Source organism: Paraburkholderia sp. BR10936 (genome assembly GCF_040965735.1).
Classification (GTDB): domain Bacteria; phylum Pseudomonadota; class Gammaproteobacteria; order Burkholderiales; family Burkholderiaceae; genus Paraburkholderia; species Paraburkholderia nodosa_A.
The window spans coordinates 162,928-185,061 of record NZ_JBFRCM010000009.1 but is presented as its reverse complement, the minus strand read 5'-3'; the positions used below and the strand labels follow the sequence as shown (position 1 = coordinate 185,061).

The following is a 22,134-nucleotide window of genomic DNA, read 5'->3' as shown; positions in this document are numbered from 1 at the left end:
GGCCTGCCGTACTGCTCCCGCCTCGTCGCGCAACGAACGTGCCGCGATGGACGGGGAGGGCAATCAGGCTTCGTCCGCGTCCGGCTCGGTGGGCGCTTCGCTTTCGCCATCGTCGGCGCCGTAGCTGCCGAGCCGGTTGTAGAGCGTCTTGAGGCTCACGCCGAGCGTGCGCGCCGCGAGACGCTTGTCGCCACCGCAGTATTTGAGCGTGCCGAGAATGATCTGCTTCTGCGCATCGGCGAGCGGCGTGCCGATCCAGACGCTCATGGCGTCGCCCTGGGTGACGGGCTTCTTCACGCGCGGCACCAACTGCGGATGTGCGATCTCCACGACCTTTTCCGCGAGGATGTACGCGCGGTACACGGCGTTTTTCAGTTCGCGCACGTTGCCGGGCCACGACCAGTTGCGCACGGTTTCGAGCGCGCGCTTGCTGAACGCCTTTTGCGTGCCTTCCTGGTCGTTCAGTTCGGTGAGGAAATGCTGCGCGAGCAGCTCGCGGTCGCGCTCACGTTCACGCAGCGGCGGCGCGCGCAGCGGAAACACCGCGAGCCGGTACATCAGGTCCTCGCGCAGGCAGTTTTCCTTCACGGCCGTTACGGGGTCGCGGTTGGTGGCGGCGATGATGCGCACGTCGCCGCGAATCGCTTCGTTGCCACCCACCGGAAAGTACTCGCCGGTTTCGAGCGCGCGCAGCAGCTTCACCTGATGCAGCAGCGACATCTCGGTGATTTCGTCGAGGAACAGCGTGCCGCCGCGCGCGTGCTCGAAGTGGCCGTCGCGCGCCTGCACGGCGCCCGTGAAGCTGCCTTTTTCGTGACCGAACAACTCGGCCTCGATCAGTTCGTCGGGAATCGCGCCGCAGTTGACCGCGATGAACGGGCCGTCGCGGCGTTCGCTGTGGGCGTGGATGGTCCGGGCGATCAGTTCCTTGCCCGTGCCCGATTCGCCGACGATGAGTGCCGTCGCCTCGGTCACGGCCACGCGGTCGATCTGCGCATAAAGATCCAGCATGACCGCCGACGAGCCGTACAGCAGACCGTACGACTGCAATCCCGCGACGCGCGCCTCGGCGTCCGCTGCGGGATTTGCGTTGTTTTCGCTGTTGCGTTTTGTGGCGGCGGGCGAGCCCGGCTCGATTGACGCCATAGGGATGTTCGTCCTGCAAAGGTAGTGCGGGGCGTTTGCTTCTGCGCGCATCGGCATGCTTCTGCGCGTGTCGGCGAACAGGCCCTGCGATCCGGGGCTGGCCGTCCAGGACAGGTGCGGAACTTGCCGCTCCGACGGCCGCGAGGTTTGCGTCTTCGAGCCTGGTATCTCGCTTTCGCGTAAACATTTAACCACTGCCGCGCCTGACAGGGCAATGGACCTGTCCAGGCACAGCGCGAGGGAGTGTGGCACGCATCCTGCTGCGGAACTCGAGAAGCCCGGCGCCGTCTGCATGGATAGGGGCAGCGGATCGGCCACGCCCCGGGCGATGTCATTCGAGTCAACTCGCGTCTTCCGTCTTTGACGAGGCGTATCTGGGAGAAAGCGATATGTCGAAGAACCGCAGCGGTTTGGTAGGAACCCTCGTAACCGTCGGTGCGCTTGGCGCCATGGCTGGCATGCTGGCCTGGCGTTTCTCGCAGCGTCATCGCATGCAACGGCAAACCTTTTATCGCGATCTGAGCCGCTGGGAAGGCGAAGGCGGCTCACTTGCCGATACCACGGGCAACAACGGGCTGGGCCCGGAAGTGGCCATGGCCGGGGGCGCTTCGGACTTGCCTGCACACGGCGCGAAGGGCCGGATGCCGAATGGCGTGAACGGCGCGAATGGCTCGGCTGGCATGCCGTGGCCGTTTCCGCACAGCTAGAAGGCACGCGTGGCAGGGCCACGCGAGAGCCGTGCCCGCTTGTCTCGAATAAGTCTATAATAGTGATATCAACAACAATCGAGGTTCGGGCGGCCCGCGGCTGACGGTATTGTTGCTCCGATGTAGCAAAACCGCGCATATTCAGGCTTTTGTCGTCTTGGGTTTGCGTCCGACCGTTTCGTACTCCACTGCAGCGCAAACACGTGCGTCGCGACTTCCGCGGTGCCGGGCAACGTTGTCCGGCACGCCTGCGAAGGGCGCGGCGCGCGCGCTTTGGAGCCATTCACCTATCAAGGCTGACGAGACGCGATGCCACATGTATTGATTGTCGATGACGATGCGCAAACCCGCGAGGCGCTGGCGGCCGTGGTGAGCGACGACGGGCTCACCACTGCCCAGGCAGGCGACCTGCGCGAGGCGCGCATCCAGCTCGTGCGGCAGACGCCGGACGTGGTCTTCACCGACCTGAAGCTGCCCGACGGCAGTGGCACCGACCTTTTCGAGGATCTCGACCCGCGCTCGGGCGTGGAACTCGTGGTCATCACGGGGCATGCGACGGTCGAGACGGCAGTCGATGCGCTCAAATCCGGCGCGATCGATTACCTGGTCAAGCCGATCAACCTCCAGCGCGTGAAGGCGATCCTGAACCGCCTGCCGCGCGCGGGCGACCTCAAGGCCGAAATCGGCACGCTGCGCGGCGAGTTGCGCCGCATGGGCCGCTTCGGCCTGATGCTCGGCAATTCGCCGACCATGCAGGAGGTCTACGACCAGATCAGCCGTGTTGCGCCGACGCCCGCCTCGGTCATGCTGGTGGGCGAATCGGGCACCGGCAAGGAAGTGGCGGCGCAGACCATCCACCAGTTGAGCCTGCGCCGCAAGCACGAATTCCTCGCGGTGAACTGCGGCGCGATCTCGCCGAACCTGATCGAGTCCGAGATGTTCGGCCACGAGCGCGGCTCGTTCACGGGCGCCGACCGGCAGCACAAGGGCTATTTCGAGCGCGCGAACGGCGGCACGCTGTTCCTCGACGAAATCACCGAAATGCCGATCGAGCTGCAGGTGAAGCTGCTGCGCGTGCTCGAGACCGGCATGTTCATGCGCGTGGGCACGACCAAGGAAATCGAGACCGACGTGCGTCTGATCGCGGCGACCAACCGCGACCCGGAGCAGGCCGTCGCCGAGGGCAAGCTGCGTCTGGACCTTTATCACCGCCTGAACGTGTTTCCGATCAGCCTGCCGCCGCTGCGCGAGCGCGGCAAGGACGTCGTGCTGCTCGCCCAGGCGTTCCTCGACGAGCTGAACGAGCGTCACGGCACGAAGAAGCAGTTTCCCGCGGCGGTGCGCGACATGCTGGCCGCCTACCCGTGGCCCGGCAACGTACGCGAGCTGAAGAACTACGTGCAGCGCGCGCACATCATGTCGGGCAACGACGGCGATTTCACGGCGACGGTGCCGCTGCAGATCTCGCTCTCGAAGCCGATTGCGGGCACGGCGGTGACGATCCCGTTCGGCACCTCGCTTGCCGATGCGGATCGCCAGCTCATCCTCGCGACGCTCGAGCAGTGCGGCGGCGTGAAGACGCGCGCGGCGGAAATCCTCGGCATCAGCCTGAAGACGCTCTATAACCGTCTTGTGGAGTACGGCAACGAAAGCGCCGGCAAGGGCGATGCGCCCGCGCGCGTAGCCGGCGCCTGAGCAGCATGTGCGAGCGCGTCCGCCTGGGCGCGCTCGCACGGGCGGTACGACGCTTGCAGTGTGAGTTTCGCGTCCATGATGAGGAGCGAAAAATGCCGAGCTGCAAATCCAGTGATGCCGTCCGCGTGAAGCCCTGGCTCGCGCATACTCCGCAGCCCGACGAACCGCCGCCGGACCAGCCCGGTGAGCCCGACGTGCCTCCTATTGGCGATCCGCCAGAGCCGCCGGGCGAAGTGCCGCACGCGCGGCCCCGATTCGACCCTTCGGTCTCCTCTCGATTTCGTCGTTCGTCTGGCGCATTGCCCGCCACGTGAGCATCTGCTCGCGCTGCCTTAAGAAGTCATCAGCAGATCCTGATGGTTTTTATGTACTAGTTACAAAGGCCCCACCTTTTTTACCGGCGGATTCACGCGGCGAACCCTGGACTATAAAAAAGCGCCACGGCCGCGTGGCCGCCTTCCCGCTGGAGGCATCGACATGAGACATCCTGCCTTGCGCCGCTCCGCACGTTACACGGGCAAGCGTGGCCCGCGCGATTCGCAAGAGAAAAGCAGTCCGCAGCAGTCGAACGCGCCGGACCCCGCGGGCCAGAATCGCGCAGCGCCTGGCGTGCCGCCCGACGGCGAGCACAACCAAGGCGGGGCGCGGGCTGAGGGCATCGAGTACCAGCGCGATCTCGGCTCGGAACAGGACGCCTGATCCGCTTCGAACCGCAGTTCGCCGCGCGCTGCTTGCAGGCCGGTTTCCTGGTCTCGCTAATCACCGGGCATTCCGGACTTGCGCGATTGCCGCGCGGAATTTGCTCGCGCCGTCACTTGCGAGGAAAGATTTTTGCTCCGACCCTGTCTATCCGGCACGCGTCTTGCGTGCGTACCTGAAGCATTGTCTTCGGACCCAACGAAACAGGAGGTAGAGCCGCAATGGGCAGACTGATCGTGGTATCGAATCGCGTTGCGCCGACCCAGGAGGGCCGTCCCGCAGCGGGCGGGCTCGCAGTCGGCGTATTGGACGCGCTCAAGGAAACCGGCGGTGTGTGGTTCGGGTGGAGCGGCGAGACCGTCGCGGAACCGTCCGCACCGGTCATCGAGCAGCAGGGCAGCGTCACCTACGCGACGGTGGGTCTCACCCGGCGTGACTATGACCAGTACTACAAGGGCTTCTCGAATACGACGCTCTGGCCGACGTTCCACTACCGCAACGACCTCGCGCGCTATGAGCGCCAGGAGTACGGCGGCTACCTGCGCGTGAACGTGTCGCTCGCGCGCCAGTTGCAGCCGCTCATCGAGCCCGACGACATCATCTGGGTGCACGACTATCACCTGATTCCGTTCGCGCGCTGCCTGCGCGATCTCGGGGTGAAGAACCCGATCGGCTTCTTCCTGCACATTCCGCTGCCGGTGCCCGAAGTCATGCGCTCGGTGCCGCCGCACGAAGAACTCATGAAGTTCATGTGCCACTACGACGTGGTCGGTTTCCAGACCGACGCGGACCGTCAGGCCTTTCTCGACTACATCGAGCGCGGCGGTCATGGCACCGCAAGCGACGACGGCATGGTCCACGCGTGGGACCGCTTCCTCAAGGTCGGGGCGTACCCGATCGGCATCTATCCGGACGCCATTGCCAAAGCCTCGTCGCAGTTCGCCGACCGCAAGGCCGTGCGCAGCCTGCGCGAAGCCATGCGCGGACGCAAGCTGATCATGAGCGTGGACCGGCTCGATTATTCGAAGGGGCTCGCCGAGCGCTTCCAGGCGTTCGAGCGCCTGCTGCAGAACGGGCCGGGCTGGCATGGCCGCGTCTCGCTCCTGCAGATCGCGCCGCCGACGCGCTCCGACGTGCAGACCTACCAGACGATTCGCCGCAATCTCGAAGGCGAGGCGGGCCGGATCAACGGCCGTTTCGCGCAGCTCGACTGGACGCCGATCCAGTACCTGAACCGCAAGTACGAGCGCAATCTGCTGATGGCGCTGTTCCGCGAGGCGCAGGTGGGCTACGTCGCGCCGCTGCGCGACGGCATGAATCTCGTGGCGAAGGAATACGTGGCGTCGCAGAATCCCGACGATCCCGGCGTGCTGGTGCTTTCGCAGTTCGCGGGCGCGGCCGAACAACTGCCCGGCGCACTGGTCGTGAATCCGTACGACCTGAACCAGACAGCCGAGGCGCTCGAGCGCGCGCTCTCGATGCCGCACGCCGAGCGCGTCTCGCGATACAACGACATGATGGCGTCGCTGCGCGAGAACAATCTTTCGGTGTGGCGCGATACGTTCCTTGCCGATCTGCGCAGCGTGGCGACGGCCGCTTCGGTCACGGCCAGGGCGCGCAACGCCGCACCGGCGGGGAAAGCTCCCGTGCAAACGAGCGCGCCCGAACAGCCGCATCGCGCAGCGCGCGCGTAGCGACGGGGCGGTGAGCGGCGAGGCGGCGTGACGCCTTTAGCCCTCTAACGTTTTTCTCGACGCAATTGCATCCGCGCGGCGGCCTTCGGGCCGCCGCGTTTTTTTACGTCCGCGAGATCGATACCCGGCGATACCCGGCGATACCCGTCGATCCGCGGCGCGGCATGCGCTCAGACCCGCTGGCCGCTCGGTGCGGCGAACGGCATCGGCGCGCGGGTCGGATCGAAATCGGCCCAGTGTCCGTCGTGCCATTGGCCCGAAGCGCACTCGATATCGGCGGCGCCGCTGTCGCGCAGCAACTGTGCAGCGAGATCCTGGTTCTCGTAGCAGACGTGCACCGAGAGCAGCACGCCGTCGCTGCGCGTTTCGCGATGCACCCGCTCGTGGTGCGCCGAGATTTGCTGCGCAGCGGCTTTTGCCCCGACGCTCGCGCCGATGCGCGCGCCGATCCAGGCGCCTACGCCGGCCGCGATCACGACCGAAGGCAGCGCAGCCGAGAACGCGCTGAAAATCACCACGCCCACTACGGCGCCCGCCACAGCGCCTGCGGTGATATTGCGGGTGTGATGCGGGTGCCCTGCGGCGAGCGTAGGCGGCGCGCCCATCGCCGTCCCCTGGACGCTGTGGTGCGCATGCTGGCCGCGCGGATTGACGAAGAACAGGTTGACGTCTTCTTCGAGGAAGCCGCCCGCGTACAGCTTTTCGGCGGCGGCTTCGGCGGCGGGAAAGGTCGTGAACCGACCAGCGACGATCAGTGACATGGGAAGCCCCCTTTGCCGGACTCGGCAGGTTGACTCGCCGGGCGCAGCCGCGAATGCGGCTCGCCCTGAATCCATGTTAGTGCCTGCGCGCGCGCAGGGTTAGGCCGCGCTTAGCGCGGCGTGCGTGCCGCGGTGCCCGGCATGAGGCGCAGCAGGCTCACCACTGCCGCGACCGCGGCAAAGGCCGTCGCCACGTAGAGCGCCATGGTCGGCCCGTGTTGCGGTGCCACGCCGAAGATGAGCGCGACGAGCGCCGCGCCGAGCGTTTGCCCGGTGAGGCGCGCGGTGCCGAGCATGCCGCTCGCGCCGCCGCTGCGCTCGCGCGGTGCAGAGGAAAGAATTTGCCGGTTGTTGGGCGACTGGAACACGCCGAAGCCCGCGCCGCACAACGCCATGCGCCAGCAGATATCGAACACCGTGGGATGCGCGCCGAGTGTCGCGAGCGAGAGCAGACCGAGCGCGAAGAGCGCGAGTCCGATGCCGCCCAGCATGCCCGCCGGATAGCGGTCGGAGAGCGCGCCCGAGAGCGGCGCGGCGCCGACGATGACGAGCGGCCAGGGCGTCATGAGGAGGCCCGTGTCGACCTGCGAGAAACCGAAGGTCTCCTGCAGCATGAAGGGCAGCGCGACGAACGCGAGCATTTGCGCGCAGAACGAGCACACCGAGGTGCTGATCGACAGTGCGAAGACGGGGTTGGCAAGCAGATCGACGGGCAGGAGCGGCGCGGCCTGCGTGAGCTGGCGGCGCACGAAGAACCAGCCGATCACGATCGCCAGCACGAATTCGAGCGCGACGAGGCGATTGCTCTCGCCGTGGCCGAGGCCGTCGACGGCAAAGATCAGGAGGCCGAACACGATGGCGTTGAGCACGGCGCTCAAATAGTCGTACGGCGCGGGGTGCCGCTCGTTCACGGGCAGCGCGCGCAGGCCCAGCATGAGCGCGGCGATGCCGATCGGCACGTTGATCGCAAAGAGCCAGGGCCACGTCGCGATGGCGAGCACGCCCGAGGCGAGCGTCGGCCCGACCGCCGAGGCGATCGCGACGACCATCGCGTTGATGGCGACGCCCCGGCCGAGCTGCGCGCGCGGATAGATCATGCGCACGAGCGCGGTGTTCACGCTCATGATCCCCGCGCCGCCGAAGCCCTGCACCATGCGTGCGAGGGCGAGTTCGGGCAGCGTGGTCGCCAGCGCGCAGCCGAGCGACGCGACGGTGAACAGCACCATGCCGGCCAGATACACGCGCTTGTAACCGATGCGGTCGCCGAGCGAGGCGAGCGGCAGGAGCGCGATGGTCACCGAGAGCTGATACGCGTTGACGATCCAGATCGAACTTGCCGCGCTCGCGTGAAGATGGCGTGCGATGGTCGGCAACGCGACGTTGGCGATCGCGCCGTCGAGCACGGCGAGCGTGATGCCGAGCGCGACCACGAGGATCGCGTAGTAACGTTGCGGGAAGGGCAGGCCGTTTTCGATGTCGGCGGTGGAATGGGCGGAGCGTTCGGAAAGCGTGGGCATCGACGGGAGAGGCGGCGCGCGATGGACGTGCGCCGCCGGCTGGATGTTGTTTTCTGGTGTTCCGTGGCGGCTTATTTCAGTTCATAGAGCCCGACGTAGGTGGTCGAATCCACCTCGTTCAGATGCGTCATGAAACGCGCTACCGCGTTCGTCGTTTCCGGCGTGACGGGCAGTTGCGCTGCCTTGAGCGCATGCACGCGGAAGATGTAGCGATGGGGTTTGTCGCCGCGCGGGGGCGCCGCGCCGCCGAAGCCGACCGTGCCGTAGTCGTTGTGCACCTGCACCGCGCCCTGCGGAAGCAGGCTGCCGTCGGCCTTGCCGGCGTTGCGGGCGAGCGAGCGCACGTCGGGCGGAATGTTCACCACGACCCAGTGCCAGAAACCGCTGCCCGTCGGCGCGTCCGGATCGTAGACGGTGAGCGCGAAGCTTTGCGTGTCGGCGGGCGGCTCGTCCCACTGCAGCGCGGGCGAAACGTTGTCGCCGTCGACACCGAAGGCCCGGTCGTCGAACTCCTGCGCCTTCGGCATGAAACCGTTGCTGGGAAAGTCATCGGACCAAAGTCGGAAATCAGCCATCGGGTGTCTCCTTCGCTTGGGGTCATGGGACGGTTGCGCCAGCACGTGTGACGCGTGCGGGTGGGCGCGCAGCCGGTCGATCGAGTTTATCACCGCGGGCCCTACAGGCAGGGCCAGCTTCGCAGCGTGAGATGCGCGGCGCATCGGCTTGCGGTCACGTTTCGCGTGACATCTCGCGAGGGCGTGTTACGACCGCGCCTCGAACCAGGTCGACGACTCGTCTTCGAGCCACGCGGCCAGCCGCTCGACGACCGCATGGGGATCGTGCTGCGCGCCACGCAACGCGCATTCCCAGATCACCGCCACGCGCCAGCCCTGGGCTGCGAGCGCGGCGAGCGCCTTGGCGTCGTTCAGTCGGTTGTGCGCGATCTTCTCGCGCCAGAACTCGGGGCGCGTTCGCGGCCACTTGAAGAGCGCGCAGTTGTGGCCGTGCCAGAAGCAGCCGTGCACGAACACCACGGCGCGCCGGCGCGGCAGCACGATGTCGGGCCGGCCCGGCAGCTCGCGCACGTTCAGGCGAAAGCGAAAGCCGCGCCGGTGCAGCAGACTGCGGATCAGCTTCTCGGGCTTCGTGTTGCGTCCGCGTATGCCGGACATCATCCGGCTGCGGGTCGCGGTATCGACGACGTCCACCATCGTCTGTCGCCTCGCTTCGGTTGGCCGCGGCGCGCGCCGGTCAGCGGCCTCCCGCCGTGGCCGTCGCCGAGGCCGCGTTGCGCTTGGCGCGCGTGGTGCGCGCGACGGCGGGAACCGTCGTCGCTTGCGCACGCGGTGCTTCGTGCCGTGCGGCCAGCAACGCATCGAGATGCGGCATCATCGTGCGCGCGACTTCACGCATCACCGGCATCACCACGCTGTTGCCGAACTGGCGGTACGCCTGGGTGTCGCTCACCGGAATGCGGAAGGTGTCGGGCAGGCCCATCAGCCGCGCACACTCGCGCGGCGTGAGGCGGCGCGGGCGCGATCCTTCGCCTTGATAGACGAGGATCTCCGAGCCGTCCTTGTGATAGCGCGCAGAAAGCGTGCGCGTGACGCTGTCGGGAAACGCGAGGCCGAAGCCAAAGCCGTTGCCGGCCGCGCGATGCTTCTCCGCGTATTGCTGCAGATAGGCCCAGAGCCCCGGCGTGAGCGTGTACTTCGGCTGCACGCGGCGCGCGCCGTGATCGAAGAAGCGCTCGCCGTCCCACGGCAGCAGCGGCTCGCAGCCGTCGGTACGGTGCAGGATCGAGGCGAGCCGCGGGCCTTCCTCGGGTAGCGCGAGCGCGTCCCACGAGAACGCCGCCGGCTCGCGAAAACCGACGATGATGATGCGTTCGCGATGCTGCGGCGTGAAATGGCTTCCGTCGATCACGCGGTAGTGCACGTCGTAGCCGAGTTCGTCGCGCAGCACCTGGAGGATCACGTCGAACGTGCGGCCACGGTCGTGCGAGACGAGGTTCTTCACGTTCTCGAGCAGGAAGGCGGCGGGCCGCTTCTCGGCGATGATGCGCGCGACGTCGAAGAACAGCGTGCCCTGGGTGGTGCAGGCAAAGCCGTGCGGACGGCCAAGCGCGTTCTTCTTGCTCACGCCCGCGATCGAGAACGGCTGGCACGGAAAGCCCGCGAGCAGGACGTCGTGATCGGGCACGTCGGCGGCGTCCACGGCCGTAATGTCGCCGATGAACGGATGATCCTCGCCGTAGTTTTCCAGATAGGTCTTGCGCGAGAACGGATTCCATTCGCTCGTGAAGACGCACTCGCCGCCGTGGGCCTCGAACCCCTTGCGAATGCCTCCGATGCCGGCGAACAGGTCGATGAAGCGAAAGCGCGCCGCGCCGCCATTGGCGTGAGCGCCGCCTTGCAGCAGTTCGCGCAGTGCGGCTTCGAGCATCGCGGGGCAGGGCGTCTCGCCTTTTTCCCAACGCCGCACGGTCTTCACGTCGCGGCCGACGTGTGTGGCGATCTGCTGTTGCGTGAAACGCTTGCGTGCCTGCTGGAGCAGGTCTCTCGGTTCGGCCGTGAGCACGGAGTCCTCGTTAGGGTATTTTTGCGGACATTATGACCGATGGTCGACCCGCGGCACCAGGAATTCCCGATGTGCGTGCGCGGACGTGCGCCGCGCAGGCGAATGCCTGCACGCGCGAGCGTTGAATACAGCGGGAAGTCAGGAGTGTTGCGGGCCGGCGTTTGCCTGCTTCGCGAGGGCCGCGGAGGCCGAGGCGACGTTTAGCTCGTGCAGGTCGAGGATGAGCAGCAGGCTGTCGATTTCACACAGCTGGCCCTTGTTCACGTGACCGGTGTCGAGCAGGCGGTGCAGGCGCTGGCGCCAGTAGAGCGCGGGGAGAATCGGCCCGCCGAAGTCGCCGGCGAGTGACAGCGGCATCACGCGGCGAATGTGCGCGATATCCTGATCGATGAGGGTCGACATCATATGACCGGCGGGGAGGGGACGCGTGGAGTCCATGAAGGCCTTTACGGCACTATTTTTCCCTACTTTAGGGTTATTTGACTCGGTATTTACCCGTAATTAGCCGGTCAGCTTCCGTTTATTCGGCAGCCGGCGGCGTCGCGCCTTGCACTTGGGCCGCGCTTTCGAAGAAACGCCGCGTCGCTTCGAACGAGTTCAGCATCTGCTCGGGCCAAGGCGTCTGCAGCATGACGGCCTGGTGGTTCTCGAACGCGGCGCCCAGCTGGCGGGCGAGTTCGGGCGAATTGAGGTGGCGCAGCAGCACGCTCACGGCGATGGCGGTGGCCTGGCTGGCTCCGGCCGTCTGCAGTTCGGAAGCGGTGAGGGCGGCGACTTGCTTGTTGATGTCCATGGAAAACCTGCTCGGGAAAGAGGGTGCGCGAGTGCGCGAAAGAGACGGGACGGGAATCTGCGAACCGGTTGCGGATTTCGCGGCCCGGCCTGCGCGGCTCGGGATGGCCCAGCGGCTGGTCCCCCTGGCAGGAATCGAACCTGCATCTAGCGCTTAGGAGGCACTTGTTCTATCCATTGAACTACAGGGAGCGCGAGGTCGAGCATGGCTCCGTTCGATCGCCATGTTTCCCAAGTGACCCGTCATGGCGCGGAGCGGCGCGCGAACCGGTTCGGCCTTGCAGGTCCGAGCGATATCGCGGCGCAGGGCCCAGAGTATAGCAAACGTGTTCGGGCGCGAAAATGACGCCCTTTAGCTGCGTGGGAATCGTCGCAATCAGAACTCGACGACGGCGAATTCCGCCTTGCCCACGTCGCACAGCGGGCAGCGCCAGTCGTCGGGTATCTCCGCAAAGCGCGTGCCGGCGGCGATGCCTTCGTCGGGCAGACCTTCTTCCTCGTTGTAGATCCAGCCGCAGATCAGGCAGACCCAGCTCTTGTACTCGATTACTTCGCTCACAGCGTGTCCTTCGTCTAGTCGATTCGATGCTTGACCCTTCATGCGGCCCTTTATGTGTAAGGCTGGGCGGCGCGGGCGACCCGCGATGTTACCGGAAAACGGCTCGCGTGCTGCCGCGCTAAAGGGAAGCTAGGCGCGGAGGCCCGACCTGCGCGGCCCGACCTGCGCGGCCCGACCTCCGCGGCCCGGTACAATGCCCCCTTCAGGTCCACCGCACGCATCGCTTTCCATCCATGTCGCTTTACACCATCACAGACGCGCAACTGGCGTTCGGCCACGTCGCGCTGCTCGACCACGCGGACTTTTCGCTCGAAGCCGGCGAGCGCGTCGGGCTGATCGGCCGCAACGGCGCGGGCAAGTCGTCGCTGCTCACGATCGTCGCCGATCTCGCCAGGCCCGACGACGGCCTCGTCACGCGCCAGCAGGAGCTTTCGACCGTCTACGTGCCGCAGGAGCCCGACTTCGACGCCGACGCCACGGTCTTCGACACCGTCGCCTCGGGCCTCGCCGACGTGCGCGCGCTGCTCGACGAATACGACACGGTCGCGCACAAGCTCGCGGATACGCCCGAAGGCGCCGAACACGACGCACTGCTCGCGCGCATGAACACGCTGCAATCGTCGCTCGATCATGCCGACGCCTGGAGCTGGCGCACGCGCGTTGCCACGACGCTCGCGCAGATCGGCCTCGAAGGCGAAGCCCGCGTGGGCGCGCTCTCGGGCGGCATGCAAAAGCGCGTGGCGCTCGCCCGCGCGCTCGTTGTGCAGCCCGATATCCTGCTGCTCGACGAACCGACCAACCACCTCGACTTCGACGGCATCCGCTGGCTCGAGGAACTGCTCGTGGCACAGCGTTCGAGCCTGCTCTTCATCACCCACGACCGCGCGTTTCTCGACCGCGTGGCCACGCGCATCGTCGAACTCGATCGCGGCAAGCTGCTTTCGTATCCGGGCAACTTCTCGCAGTACCAGGAGCGCAAGGCGCAGCAGCTCGAAGTCGAGCGCGTGGAGAACGAGAAGTTCGACAAGCTGCTCGCGCAGGAAGAAGTGTGGATCCGCAAGGGCGTGGAAGCGCGGCGCACGCGCAGCGTGGGACGTATCGCGCGCCTCGTGCAGATGCGCAGCGAGCACGCCGAGCGCCGCAATGTGCAGGGCAACGTGAAGCTCGACGTCGCGCAGGGCGAGAAGTCCGGCAAGATCGTCGCCGAACTCACGGACGTGACCAAGCGCTATGGCGGCCGCACGATCGTCGATAACTTCTCGTCGACGGTCATGCGCGGCGACAAGATCGGCTTCGTCGGTCCGAACGGCGCCGGCAAGACCACGCTGCTGAAGCTGATTCTCGGCGAGTTGAAGCCCGACGAGGGCACTGTGCGCGTAGGCACGAACCTGCAGGTCGCGTACTTCGACCAGATGCGCGCGCAGCTCGACATGGAAAAGAGCCTCGCCGATACCATCAGCCCCGGCAGCGACTGGGTCGAGATCAACGGCGCGAAGAAGCACGTCATGAGCTATCTCGGCGACTTCCTGTTCGCGCCCGAACGTGCGCGCTCGCCCGTGAAGTCGCTTTCGGGCGGCGAGCGTAACCGTCTGCTGCTCGCGCGTTTGTTCGCGCGGCCCGCGAACGTGCTGGTGCTCGACGAACCGACCAACGACCTCGACATCCCGACGCTCGAACTGCTCGAAGAGTTGCTCACCGACTACGACGGCACCGTGCTGCTCGTTTCGCACGATCGCGCGTTCCTCGACAACGTGGTGACTTCGGTGATCGCGTCCGAGGGCGAGGGCAAGTGGCGCGAATACGTGGGCGGCTTCACCGACTGGCAAACGCAGAGCACGCGTGCGCAGGAGATTGCCGAGGCGCGCGCGCCGAAAGAAGCGGCTGCTGCGGCTGCCGCTCCCAAGGAGAGCGCGGCTGGCCGCAATGCGCAACGTACTGTGAAGCTTTCGTTCAAGGAGCAGCGCGAGCTCGAGGACCTGCCCAAGCGTATCGAGGCGTTGGAGACCGAACAGAAGACGATCGGCGCGAAGATCGAGGACGGGTCGATCTTTGCGAAGGACGCGGCCGAAGGCACGCGGCTCACCGAGCGCTACGCGGCGATCGACGAGGAATTGCTCGTTGCGCTGGAGCGGTGGGAGGAGCTGGAGAGCAAGCGCAAGTGATGCGAGACAAAGCGGCCTGATGAAGGCCGCTTTTTTTAAGGCGGGCGGCCCTTACTCATCCGTTCAGCCAGCCAACCCCCAAGCAAATTGCCGTGCGAGCCCAAATCAGTACAATACCTCGCGAATTCGAACAACTGCGCGAACCACTGCGCCGCCGCGAGCGCACCTGCCACCGCGGCGCGCAGCCGGTTCACCTCGTTGTTTCGTATCGGTTTTTTTGAACGCTCAACGCGTTTTCCCCGCAGATGTCCACAGGACCTGTGGACAAGCGCGCGGACAACCCCCTGTGGATCACCATGTCAACGAAGAAGTCCAACGCTGGAAACACTGGCTATAGCGAAGCGTCGATCAAGGTGCTCAAGGGCCTCGAGCCCGTCCGGCAGCGGCCGGGCATGTATACGCGCACCGAGAATCCGCTGCACATCATCCAGGAAGTCATCGACAACGCCTCGGACGAAGCGCTCGGCGGCTACGGCAAGCGCATCACCGTGACGCTGCACGCCGACCATTCCGTCTCCGTCGAGGACGACGGCCGCGGCATTCCGTTCGGCCTGCACCCCGAAGAGAAGGTGCCCGTCGTCGAAATCGTCTTCACGCGCCTGCACGCGGGCGGCAAGTTCGACAAGGCCGCCGGCGGCGCCTATACGTTCTCGGGCGGCCTGCACGGCGTGGGCGTCTCGGTCACCAATGCGCTGTCCACGCGCCTCGACGTGACCGTCTGGCGCGACGGCAAGGTCGCCGAAATCGGTTTCTCTGACGGCAACGTCACGAAGCAGCTCACCACGCGCAACGCCGCGCGCGACGAGAAGAAGAGCGGCACGCGCGTGACCGCGTGGGCCGATCCTAAGTATTTCGACTCGCCCAATCTGCCGCTCGGCGAACTTCAGCGCCTGCTGCGCTCGAAGGCCGTGTTGCTGCCGGGCGTCGAGGTCGAACTCGTCATCGAGAAGACCGGCGAGCGCCAGAGCTGGAAGTATGAGGACGGCCTGCGCGGCTATCTGCTCGAAGGCATGGGCGGCGCCGACCTGCTGATCCCGCTGTTCGAAGGCGAGCGCTACGCCGACGCGCGCACCACCGACGACACCTTCGCCGAAGGCGAGGGCGCCGCGTGGGTCGTGGCGTGGAGCGAGGAAGGCTCGCTCACGCGCGAGTCGTACGTGAACCTGATCCCGACGCCGGCGGGCGGCACGCACGAAAGCGGCCTGCGCGACGGTCTGTTCCAGGCCGTGAAGAGTTTCGTCGAATTGCACAATCTCCAGCCGAAAGGCGTGAAGCTGCTGCCCGAAGACGTCTTCGCGCGCGTCTCGTTCGTGCTCTCGGCCAAGGTGCTCGACCCGCAGTTCCAGGGGCAGATCAAGGAGCGCCTGAACAGCCGCGACGCCGTGAAGCTCGTGTCGTCTTTTTCGCGTCCGGCTCTGGAGCTGTGGCTCAACCAGCACGTCGAGCACGGCAAGAAGCTCGCCGATCTCGTCATCAAGCAGGCGCAGGCGCGCACGCGCGCGGGCCAGAAGGTCGAGAAGCGCAAGAGCTCGGGCGTGGCCGTGCTGCCCGGCAAGCTCACCGACTGCGAATCGACCGATATCGCACGCAACGAACTCTTCCTCGTGGAGGGCGACTCGGCCGGCGGCTCCGCGAAGATGGGGCGCGATAAGGAGTACCAGGCCATCCTGCCGCTGCGCGGCAAGGTGCTCAACACGTGGGAGACCGAGCGCGACCGGCTCTTTGCGAACAACGAAGTGCACGATATTTCGGTGGCGATCGGTGTCGATCCGCACAGCCCCGACGAGACGGTCGATCTTTCGAATCTGCGCTACGGCAAGATCTGCATTCTCTCCGATGCCGACGTCGACGGCTCGCACATCCAGGTACTGCTGCTCACGCTCTTCTTCAAGCATTTCCCGCAGCTCATCGAGCGCGGTCACGTGTGCGTGGCGCGCCCGCCGCTGTTCCGTGTCGATGCGCCCGCGCGCGGCAAGAAGCCTGCACAGAAGCTCTATGCGCTCGACGAAGGCGAACTCGAAGCGATCCTCGACAAGCTGCGCAAGGACGGCGTGCGCGAAACGCAATGGACCATCAGCCGCTTCAAGGGCCTGGGCGAAATGAGCGCCGAACAGCTCTGGGACACGACGATGAACCCCGACACGCGGCGTCTCTCGCCCATCGCGCTCGGCGACCTCGACTACGAGTCCACGGTTGCGCGCATGACGATGCTCATGGGCAAGGGCGAAGCGGCCTCGCGCCGTTCGTGGCTCGAAGAGAAGGGCAACGAAGTCGAAGCGGATATCTAAGCGCACGCGCCCATACAAGATTACGGAACGATTGAAACATGGACGATCTCTTTGCTGAAGTGACGGACGCCCCGAACGGCGACACGCTCACGCTCGGCCACTACGCGGAACGCGCCTATCTCGACTACGCGGTGAGCGTGGTGAAGGGCCGCGCGTTGCCCGACGTCTGCGACGGCCAGAAGCCGGTGCAGCGGCGCATTCTTTTCGCGATGAACGAAATGGGCCTGGGCGACAACGCCAAGCCCGTGAAGTCCGCGCGCGTGGTGGGCGACGTGCTCGGCAAGTACCACCCGCACGGCGACCAGTCGGCCTACGACGCGCTCGTGCGTCTCGCTCAGGACTTCTCGATGCGCTATCCGCTCATCGACGGCCAGGGCAATTTCGGCTCGCGCGACGGCGACGGCGCGGCGGCCATGCGCTACACCGAAGCGCGCCTGACGCCCATCGCCAAGCTGCTGCTCGACGAAATCGACATGGGCACTGTCGATTTCATGCCGAACTACGACGGCTCGTTCCAGGAGCCGAAGACGCTGCCCGCGCGCCTGCCGATGCTGCTGCTCAACGGCGCGTCGGGGATCGCGGTGGGTCTCGCCACCGAAATTCCCTCGCATAACCTGCGCGAAGTCGCGTCGGCGGCGGTGGCGATGATTCGCAACCCGAAGCTTTCGCACGCGGAGATCATGGAAAAGCTGCCGGGGCCCGATTTCCCGGGCGGCGGCCAGATCATTTCGAGCGACGCGGAAATTGCGGCGGCTTACGAGTCGGGCCGCGGCAGCCTCAAGGTGCGCGCGCGCTGGAAGATCGAGGACCTCGCGCGCGGCCAGTGGCAGCTCGTGGTGACCGAGCTGCCGCCGAACACCTCGGGCCAGAAAGTGCTCGAAGAGATCGAGGAACTCACGAACCCGAAGCTCAAGCTCGGCAAGAAGACGCTCACACCCGAGCAGCTGCAGAGCAAGCAGACCATGCTCGGGCTGCTCGACGCCGTGCGCGACGAGTCGGGCAAGGACGCGCCCGTGCGCCTCGTGTTCGAGCCGAAGACGAGCCGCATCGACCAGGCCGAGTTCGTCAACTCGCTGCTCGCGAACACGAGCCTCGAATCGAACGCATCGCTCAATCTCGTGATGATCGGCGCCGATGGCCGTCCGCGCCAGAAGGGCATCAGCGAGATTCTGGGCGAGTGGATCGGCTTCCGTTTCGCCACGGTCACGCGCCGCACGCAGCATCGCCTGACGAAGGTCGACGACCGCATCCATATCCTCGAAGGGCGGATGATCGTCTTCCTCAATATCGACGAGGTGATCCGCATCATCCGCGAGTCGGACGAGCCCAAGAGCGCGCTGATGAGCGCGTTCGGACTTTCCGAGCGCCAGGCCGAGGACATTCTTGAAATCCGTCTGCGTCAGTTGGCGCGGCTCGAGAAGATCAAGATCGAGAAGGAACTCGCGGAGCTGCGCGAAGAGAAGGCGAAGCTCGAAGAACTGCTCGCGAACGATGTGTCGATGAAGCGGCTCATCGTGAAGGAAATCGAAGCCGACGCGAAGCAGTACGGCGACGATCGCCGCACGCTCATTCAGCAGGAAAAGCGGGCGAGCTTCGAAGCGCGCGTGGTCGACGAGCCGGTCACGGTCGTCGTCTCGCAGAAGGGCTGGGTGCGTGCGCTCAAGGGCCACGGGCTCGATACGCAAGGTTTCACCTTCAAGGCCGGCGACGGCCTCTATGCGGCGTTCCAGTGCCGCACGCCCGATACGCTGATCGCGTGGGGCAGCAATGGCCGCGTCTATTCGGTGTCGATTGCGAATCTGCCTGGCGGCCGCGGTGACGGGGTGCCGGTCACGTCGCTCATCGAACTCGAAGCGGGCACGCATCTGCTGCACTACTTCGCGGCGAACGCGGAACAGCAATTGCTGCTGGCGTCGAGCAACGGCTTCGGCTTCATCGCGAAGATCGGCGACATGGTGAGCCGCGTGAAGGCAGGCAAGGCGTTCATGACGATCGACGAGGGCTGCGTGCCGCTCGCGCCGATGCCGATGCTGCCCGACGCGCTGCAGGTGGCGTGTCTGTCGTCGGGCGGTCGTTTGCTCGTGTTCGGCCTCGACGAGATGAAGACGCTCTCGGGCGGCGGACGTGGCGTTACGCTCATGCAGCTCGACGAGAACGAGAAGCTCGTGCAGGCGCTCGCGATCAGCGCGGCGGGCGTCGTGCTCGTGGGCACGGGCCGCGGCGGCAAGGCGACCGAGGACCTGATGGCGGGCGCGGTGCTGGCTCCGCAGATCGGCAAGCGCGCACGCAAGGGCCGCGCGCCGGACTCGAAGCTCAAGGTCGTGACGGGCATGCGTCCGGTGTTGCCGCAGTAACTTAGCTGCTCTGCATGGCGCCGGAGCGCTCTGCGTGGGACCGGAGTAAGCGCTGAAGCGCTAACTCCGGATCGCAAAGTGCTAAAGCGCTAACTCCGGCCGACACATATCCGGCGCGAATCGCGGCGCGGCATGGAATAATGCCGCGCAAAGGCATGGGACGGGAGTGCGTTGCACTCGCTCCCGTCGACATGCCGCCGATAATGACACGTTACGAGGGAAATCAAGCATGGGCCACGCGATCGCAGTCGCGCTCTTTCTGCATCTGCTGGGCGTCGCCGTCTGGGTGGGCGGCATGATCTTCGCGCATTTCTGTTTGCGCCCAGCGCTCGAAGACCTCTCGCCGCAGCTGCGCCTGCCGCTCATCGAATCGGTGTTCGGCCGCTTCTTCAACTGGGTGGGCGTCTCGGTCATCGTGATCCTGCTGACCGGCGGCTTCCTGCTCATGCAGTCCGGCGGCGAGCATGCCACCTGGCAACTGCACGCCATGGCGGGCCTGGGCGTATTGATGATGCTGATCTTCGGCCACATCCGCTTCGCCGTGTTCCCGCGCATTCGCCGCGCCGTGCAGGCGCAGAAGTGGCCCGATGGCGCGCGCGCAGTGGGCACCGTGCGTCGGCTCGTCGTCATCAATCTCGTGCTGGGTATCGTGACGATCGGCGTTGCCGTGCTCGCGCGCGGGTTCTAATCGTTTCTCCTGCAACGTTCGCGGTCTGCGCTTGACGCACTACAGGCGCTCCGCGAGCGCATGACGCTGCATGCAGCGCTCCATCGCGTCGAAGAACGCTTCTTCGGCCGCATTGCGCTTGCGTTCACGATGCCACAGCAAGTGGATATCGACGTCCACGAGCCCTTCCTCCGGCGGCAGCCGCCACAGGCGCTGCCGCGCCAGATCGTCCCGCACCGTATGCTCGGGCAGGCAGCCAATGCCGTAGCCCGCAAAGATCAGCCGCCGCACCTCGTCCAGACTCGGTGACGACGCCACGATCCGCCCCGTGAAGCCGCGCTGGTCGCGAAACACGGTGAGCGGCGACAGGCTGTCGCCAATCTGGTCGCTCGTGAAGGAGACGAAGTTCTCCGCGAGCAGGTCGTCCATCGTCAGCTGGGAAAGCCCGAAGAGCCGGTGATGCCGCCCGCAGAACATCGCGTAGCGCTGGCGCAGGAAGCAGCGCATGTCCAGCTTGTCGATGGGCGTGCGGCACAGGCTCAGGCCCGCGGTCGCGGTTTTCTGCAGCAGCGACGAGATGATGTCCGACGAGCGCATCACTTCGATCTGCAGGTCGATGCGCGGGTAGGCCGTGTGGAACTCCGCGAGAAATTCGTCGTACACGCGCGACTCGATGCGGCTCACCGTGAGCAGGCGGATCGAGCCGGTGATGTCGGCGGTGCGCTCGTCGAGGCCGGTTTCGAGCTGGGAAATCGCGCCGTAAATGTCGCTCGCAATGCGATAGACCTCTTCGCCCGCCTCGGTCGGCACGAACTGCGCGCCGCGGCGCTCGATCAGCTTGCGGCCGAGCGCGTCTTCGAGGCGCTTGAGTGCCTGGCTCACTGCCGGCTGCGTGACATAGAGCCGGGCGGCGGCGCGGCTCAGGCTGCGCTCCTGCATGATCGCGAGGTAGGTGCGCAGCAGGTTCCAGTCAAGACGGTCGTTGAGAAAGCGGGTGGTATCGGCGCGCATGGGCGGTCTCCCGGCGCAAGGGTGCGCCAAGGGTATTAGTTAAATTTATGTGCAGAATAATAACGCGAAATTTGACTAATGATTTGTGGCTGGCGATAAAGCGTGCATGCAACACGAACCCATCCCAAACGCGCCTGAAGGAGACCGACGCATGGCCAGCCCACAACCCAGCACCCGGCAACCGGTGCGCGCCGCCGCCGCGGCGTTCATCGGCACGATGATCGAGTGGTACGACTTCTACATCTACGCCACGGCCGCCGCGCTCGTGTTCGGCGAGCTGTATTTCCCTTCTGAAGACCGCTTCGTGAGCACGATGGCGTCGTTCGCGACCTTCGCCGTCGGGTTCTTCGCGCGTCCGCTCGGCGGCCTGATCTTCGGCCACCTCGGCGACCGCATCGGCCGCAAGAAAGCGCTCATGACCACCCTGATGATGATGGGCGTCGCGACCGTCTGCGTCGGCCTGCTGCCGTCGTACGCGAGCGTGGGGATGCTCGCGCCGGTGCTGCTCGTGCTGCTGCGCGTGGTGCAGGGCATCGCCGTGGGCGGCGAGTGGGGCGGTGCGGTGCTGATGGCGGGCGAGCACGCGCCCGAAGGCCGCCGCACGTTCTTCGCTTCGTTCGCGCAGCTGGGTTCGCCGGCCGGCCTGATTCTTTCGCTGCTCGCGTTCCGCTCGGTCACGTCGCTCGACAAGGCCGACTTTCTCTCGTGGGGCTGGCGTCTGCCGTTCCTCGTTTCGGCGGTGCTGCTCGTGATCGGCATCATGATCCGCCTTGGCGTGAACGAGTCGCCCGAGTTCGAGAAGCTCAAGGACCAGCGCCGCACGCTCAAGCTGCCCGTCGCCGAAGTGTTCCGCTCGGCGTGGGGCCTCGTGCTGCTGTGCATCGGCGCGAACACCATCGGCATTGCGGGCGTGTACTTCACCAACACGTTCATGATCGCCTACACCACGCAATACGTCGGCATCACGCGCTCGCTGATTCTCGACTGCCTGTTCGCGGTCGCGATCATCCAGTTCCTCGTGCAGCCGCTCGCCGCGTGGCTCGCCGAACGCATGGGCGGCGCGCGCTTCCTCAAGTGCGCGGCGCTCGCCGCGATGCTCTCGCCGTATCCGATGTTCGTGCTCGTGCAAAGCGGCAAGGTCGTGCCGATGGTGATCGGCATTTCGATCGCCGTGGTCTGCATGGCGAGCTTCTATTCGGTGATCGCCGGCTTCGTCTCCGGCGTGTTCCCCACGCGCGTGCGCTACTCCGCGATTTCGCTCTCTTACCAGGTATGCGGCGCGATCGCGGGCGGCCTCACGCCGCTGGTCGGCACGTGGCTCGCGCATCGCCATGCGGGGCAGTGGTGGCCGCTCGCGGTGTTCTATACGTGCCTCGCGGGCGTCTCGCTGTTGTGCATCGTCGCGCTCGACGCGCGCCGTCACCAGCATGCGTTAGACGAGGCGGGAGCCGAGGCGTTGAGCGCACGATGACGTTGTTCAGCTGTTTGAATAGTTCGACTGA

The 22,134-nt window shown here is 65.9% G+C and carries 19 protein-coding genes and 1 tRNA gene; 9 read left to right on the top strand and 11 right to left on the bottom strand.

What is annotated here, in order from left to right; genetic code table 11:
• Window positions 1-63: 63 nt before the first annotated feature.
• On the bottom strand, window positions 64-1,146 hold the full coding sequence (locus AB4Y36_RS20290) for a sigma-54-dependent Fis family transcriptional regulator (RefSeq protein ID WP_069265397.1): 1,083 nt from the start codon (window positions 1,144-1,146) through the stop codon (window positions 64-66).
• A gap of 389 nt (window positions 1,147-1,535) precedes the next feature.
• On the opposite strand from AB4Y36_RS20290, the gene AB4Y36_RS20285 reads away from it, so the two are divergent.
• The 4 genes from AB4Y36_RS20285 (at window position 1,536) to otsA (ending at window position 5,941) form a co-directional block, all read left to right on the top strand.
• Entirely contained in the window at window positions 1,536-1,853 is a 318-nt protein-coding gene (locus tag AB4Y36_RS20285; RefSeq protein ID WP_368606590.1) for a hypothetical protein, read from the top strand.
• A 309-nt stretch (window positions 1,854-2,162) separates the two neighbouring features.
• On the top strand, window positions 2,163-3,548 hold the full coding sequence (locus tag AB4Y36_RS20280; RefSeq protein WP_368683930.1) for a sigma-54-dependent transcriptional regulator: 1,386 nt from the start codon (window positions 2,163-2,165) through the stop codon (window positions 3,546-3,548).
• A 477-nt stretch (window positions 3,549-4,025) separates the two neighbouring features.
• A complete protein-coding gene (locus AB4Y36_RS20275; RefSeq protein ID WP_069265394.1) occupies window positions 4,026-4,247 on the top strand; it encodes a hypothetical protein in 222 nt (73 codons plus the stop codon).
• 221 nt (window positions 4,248-4,468) lie between these two features.
• A complete protein-coding gene (otsA, locus tag AB4Y36_RS20270) occupies window positions 4,469-5,941 on the top strand; it encodes an alpha,alpha-trehalose-phosphate synthase (UDP-forming) (RefSeq protein ID WP_083245302.1) in 1,473 nt (490 codons plus the stop codon).
• Between the two features lie 170 nt (window positions 5,942-6,111).
• Here the strand turns inward: otsA and AB4Y36_RS20265 are convergent, their stop codons facing one another.
• From AB4Y36_RS20265 to AB4Y36_RS20225, 9 genes are all read right to left on the bottom strand, one after another.
• Window positions 6,112-6,702 (bottom strand): hypothetical protein, encoded by a 591-nt coding sequence (locus AB4Y36_RS20265; RefSeq protein ID WP_069265393.1) that lies wholly within the window; start codon window positions 6,700-6,702, stop codon window positions 6,112-6,114.
• Between the two features lie 110 nt (window positions 6,703-6,812).
• Window positions 6,813-8,219 (bottom strand): MFS transporter, encoded by a 1,407-nt coding sequence (locus AB4Y36_RS20260; protein WP_342947899.1) that lies wholly within the window; start codon window positions 8,217-8,219, stop codon window positions 6,813-6,815.
• A 71-nt stretch (window positions 8,220-8,290) separates the two neighbouring features.
• Window positions 8,291-8,794, bottom strand: a complete 504-nt coding sequence (locus AB4Y36_RS20255) for a YbhB/YbcL family Raf kinase inhibitor-like protein (protein WP_133181928.1) — start codon at window positions 8,792-8,794, stop codon at window positions 8,291-8,293.
• 186 nt (window positions 8,795-8,980) lie between these two features.
• Window positions 8,981-9,430 carry a very short patch repair endonuclease gene (locus AB4Y36_RS20250; RefSeq protein WP_368683929.1) on the bottom strand — a complete coding sequence of 150 codons (450 nt, stop codon included), beginning with the start codon at window positions 9,428-9,430 and terminating at the stop codon, window positions 8,981-8,983.
• A gap of 40 nt (window positions 9,431-9,470) precedes the next feature.
• The gene (gene dcm / locus AB4Y36_RS20245; RefSeq protein WP_368683928.1) at window positions 9,471-10,799 is read right to left on the bottom strand and encodes a DNA (cytosine-5-)-methyltransferase; all 1,329 of its coding nucleotides are present in this window, start codon (window positions 10,797-10,799) and stop codon (window positions 9,471-9,473) included.
• Between the two features lie 138 nt (window positions 10,800-10,937).
• A complete protein-coding gene (locus tag AB4Y36_RS20240; protein WP_069265504.1) occupies window positions 10,938-11,201 on the bottom strand; it encodes a hypothetical protein in 264 nt (87 codons plus the stop codon).
• A gap of 118 nt (window positions 11,202-11,319) precedes the next feature.
• The gene (locus AB4Y36_RS20235) at window positions 11,320-11,592 is read right to left on the bottom strand and encodes a hypothetical protein (protein ID WP_069265389.1); all 273 of its coding nucleotides are present in this window, start codon (window positions 11,590-11,592) and stop codon (window positions 11,320-11,322) included.
• Between the two features lie 116 nt (window positions 11,593-11,708).
• Window positions 11,709-11,783: transfer RNA gene (locus tag AB4Y36_RS20230), tRNA-Arg, on the bottom strand.
• Between the two features lie 184 nt (window positions 11,784-11,967).
• Window positions 11,968-12,150, bottom strand: coding sequence for a rubredoxin (locus AB4Y36_RS20225; protein ID WP_069265388.1), 183 nt, complete (start codon window positions 12,148-12,150; stop codon window positions 11,968-11,970).
• A gap of 233 nt (window positions 12,151-12,383) precedes the next feature.
• Here AB4Y36_RS20225 and AB4Y36_RS20220 point away from each other — a divergent pair, with 233 nt between their 5' ends.
• From AB4Y36_RS20220 to AB4Y36_RS20205, 4 genes are all read left to right on the top strand, one after another.
• Window positions 12,384-14,312, top strand: coding sequence for an ATP-binding cassette domain-containing protein (locus AB4Y36_RS20220; protein WP_069265387.1), 1,929 nt, complete (start codon window positions 12,384-12,386; stop codon window positions 14,310-14,312).
• Window positions 14,313-14,608: 296 nt separating this feature from the next.
• On the top strand, window positions 14,609-16,600 hold the full coding sequence (locus AB4Y36_RS20215; RefSeq protein ID WP_069265503.1) for a DNA topoisomerase IV subunit B: 1,992 nt from the start codon (window positions 14,609-14,611) through the stop codon (window positions 16,598-16,600).
• 38 nt (window positions 16,601-16,638) lie between these two features.
• Window positions 16,639-18,954, top strand: a complete 2,316-nt coding sequence (parC, locus tag AB4Y36_RS20210; RefSeq protein WP_069265386.1) for a DNA topoisomerase IV subunit A — start codon at window positions 16,639-16,641, stop codon at window positions 18,952-18,954.
• A 229-nt stretch (window positions 18,955-19,183) separates the two neighbouring features.
• A complete protein-coding gene (locus AB4Y36_RS20205) occupies window positions 19,184-19,642 on the top strand; it encodes a CopD family protein (protein WP_069265385.1) in 459 nt (152 codons plus the stop codon).
• Window positions 19,643-19,681: 39 nt separating this feature from the next.
• On the opposite strand, the gene AB4Y36_RS20200 is transcribed toward AB4Y36_RS20205, so the two are convergent.
• Entirely contained in the window at window positions 19,682-20,632 is a 951-nt protein-coding gene (locus AB4Y36_RS20200; RefSeq protein ID WP_342947905.1) for a LysR family transcriptional regulator, read from the bottom strand.
• 151 nt (window positions 20,633-20,783) lie between these two features.
• On the opposite strand from AB4Y36_RS20200, the gene AB4Y36_RS20195 reads away from it, so the two are divergent.
• On the top strand, window positions 20,784-22,103 hold the full coding sequence (locus AB4Y36_RS20195) for an MFS transporter (RefSeq protein WP_368683927.1): 1,320 nt from the start codon (window positions 20,784-20,786) through the stop codon (window positions 22,101-22,103).
• The last annotated feature ends 31 nt before the right edge of the window (window positions 22,104-22,134 follow it).

Excerpts from the sequence above, each read along its gene's own strand:
- AB4Y36_RS20290 (WP_069265397.1), bottom strand. The coding sequence starts at position 1,146 with ATGGCGTCAATCGAGCCGGGCTCGCCCGCCGCCACAAAACGCAACAGC.
- AB4Y36_RS20285 (WP_368606590.1), top strand. The coding sequence starts at position 1,536 with ATGTCGAAGAACCGCAGCGGTTTGGTAGGAACCCTCGTAACCGTCGGT.
- AB4Y36_RS20280 (WP_368683930.1), top strand. The coding sequence starts at position 2,163 with ATGCCACATGTATTGATTGTCGATGACGATGCGCAAACCCGCGAGGCG.
- AB4Y36_RS20275 (WP_069265394.1), top strand. The coding sequence starts at position 4,026 with ATGAGACATCCTGCCTTGCGCCGCTCCGCACGTTACACGGGCAAGCGT.
- otsA (WP_083245302.1), top strand. The coding sequence starts at position 4,469 with ATGGGCAGACTGATCGTGGTATCGAATCGCGTTGCGCCGACCCAGGAG.
- AB4Y36_RS20265 (WP_069265393.1), bottom strand. The coding sequence starts at position 6,702 with ATGTCACTGATCGTCGCTGGTCGGTTCACGACCTTTCCCGCCGCCGAA.
- AB4Y36_RS20260 (WP_342947899.1), bottom strand. The coding sequence starts at position 8,219 with ATGCCCACGCTTTCCGAACGCTCCGCCCATTCCACCGCCGACATCGAA.
- AB4Y36_RS20255 (WP_133181928.1), bottom strand. The coding sequence starts at position 8,794 with ATGGCTGATTTCCGACTTTGGTCCGATGACTTTCCCAGCAACGGTTTC.
- AB4Y36_RS20250 (WP_368683929.1), bottom strand. The coding sequence starts at position 9,430 with ATGGTGGACGTCGTCGATACCGCGACCCGCAGCCGGATGATGTCCGGC.
- AB4Y36_RS20240 (WP_069265504.1), bottom strand. The coding sequence starts at position 11,201 with ATGTCGACCCTCATCGATCAGGATATCGCGCACATTCGCCGCGTGATG.
- AB4Y36_RS20235 (WP_069265389.1), bottom strand. The coding sequence starts at position 11,592 with ATGGACATCAACAAGCAAGTCGCCGCCCTCACCGCTTCCGAACTGCAG.
- AB4Y36_RS20220 (WP_069265387.1), top strand. The coding sequence starts at position 12,384 with ATGTCGCTTTACACCATCACAGACGCGCAACTGGCGTTCGGCCACGTC.
- AB4Y36_RS20215 (WP_069265503.1), top strand. The coding sequence starts at position 14,609 with ATGTCAACGAAGAAGTCCAACGCTGGAAACACTGGCTATAGCGAAGCG.
- parC (WP_069265386.1), top strand. The coding sequence starts at position 16,639 with ATGGACGATCTCTTTGCTGAAGTGACGGACGCCCCGAACGGCGACACG.
- AB4Y36_RS20205 (WP_069265385.1), top strand. The coding sequence starts at position 19,184 with ATGGGCCACGCGATCGCAGTCGCGCTCTTTCTGCATCTGCTGGGCGTC.
- AB4Y36_RS20200 (WP_342947905.1), bottom strand. The coding sequence starts at position 20,632 with ATGCGCGCCGATACCACCCGCTTTCTCAACGACCGTCTTGACTGGAAC.
- AB4Y36_RS20195 (WP_368683927.1), top strand. The coding sequence starts at position 20,784 with ATGGCCAGCCCACAACCCAGCACCCGGCAACCGGTGCGCGCCGCCGCC.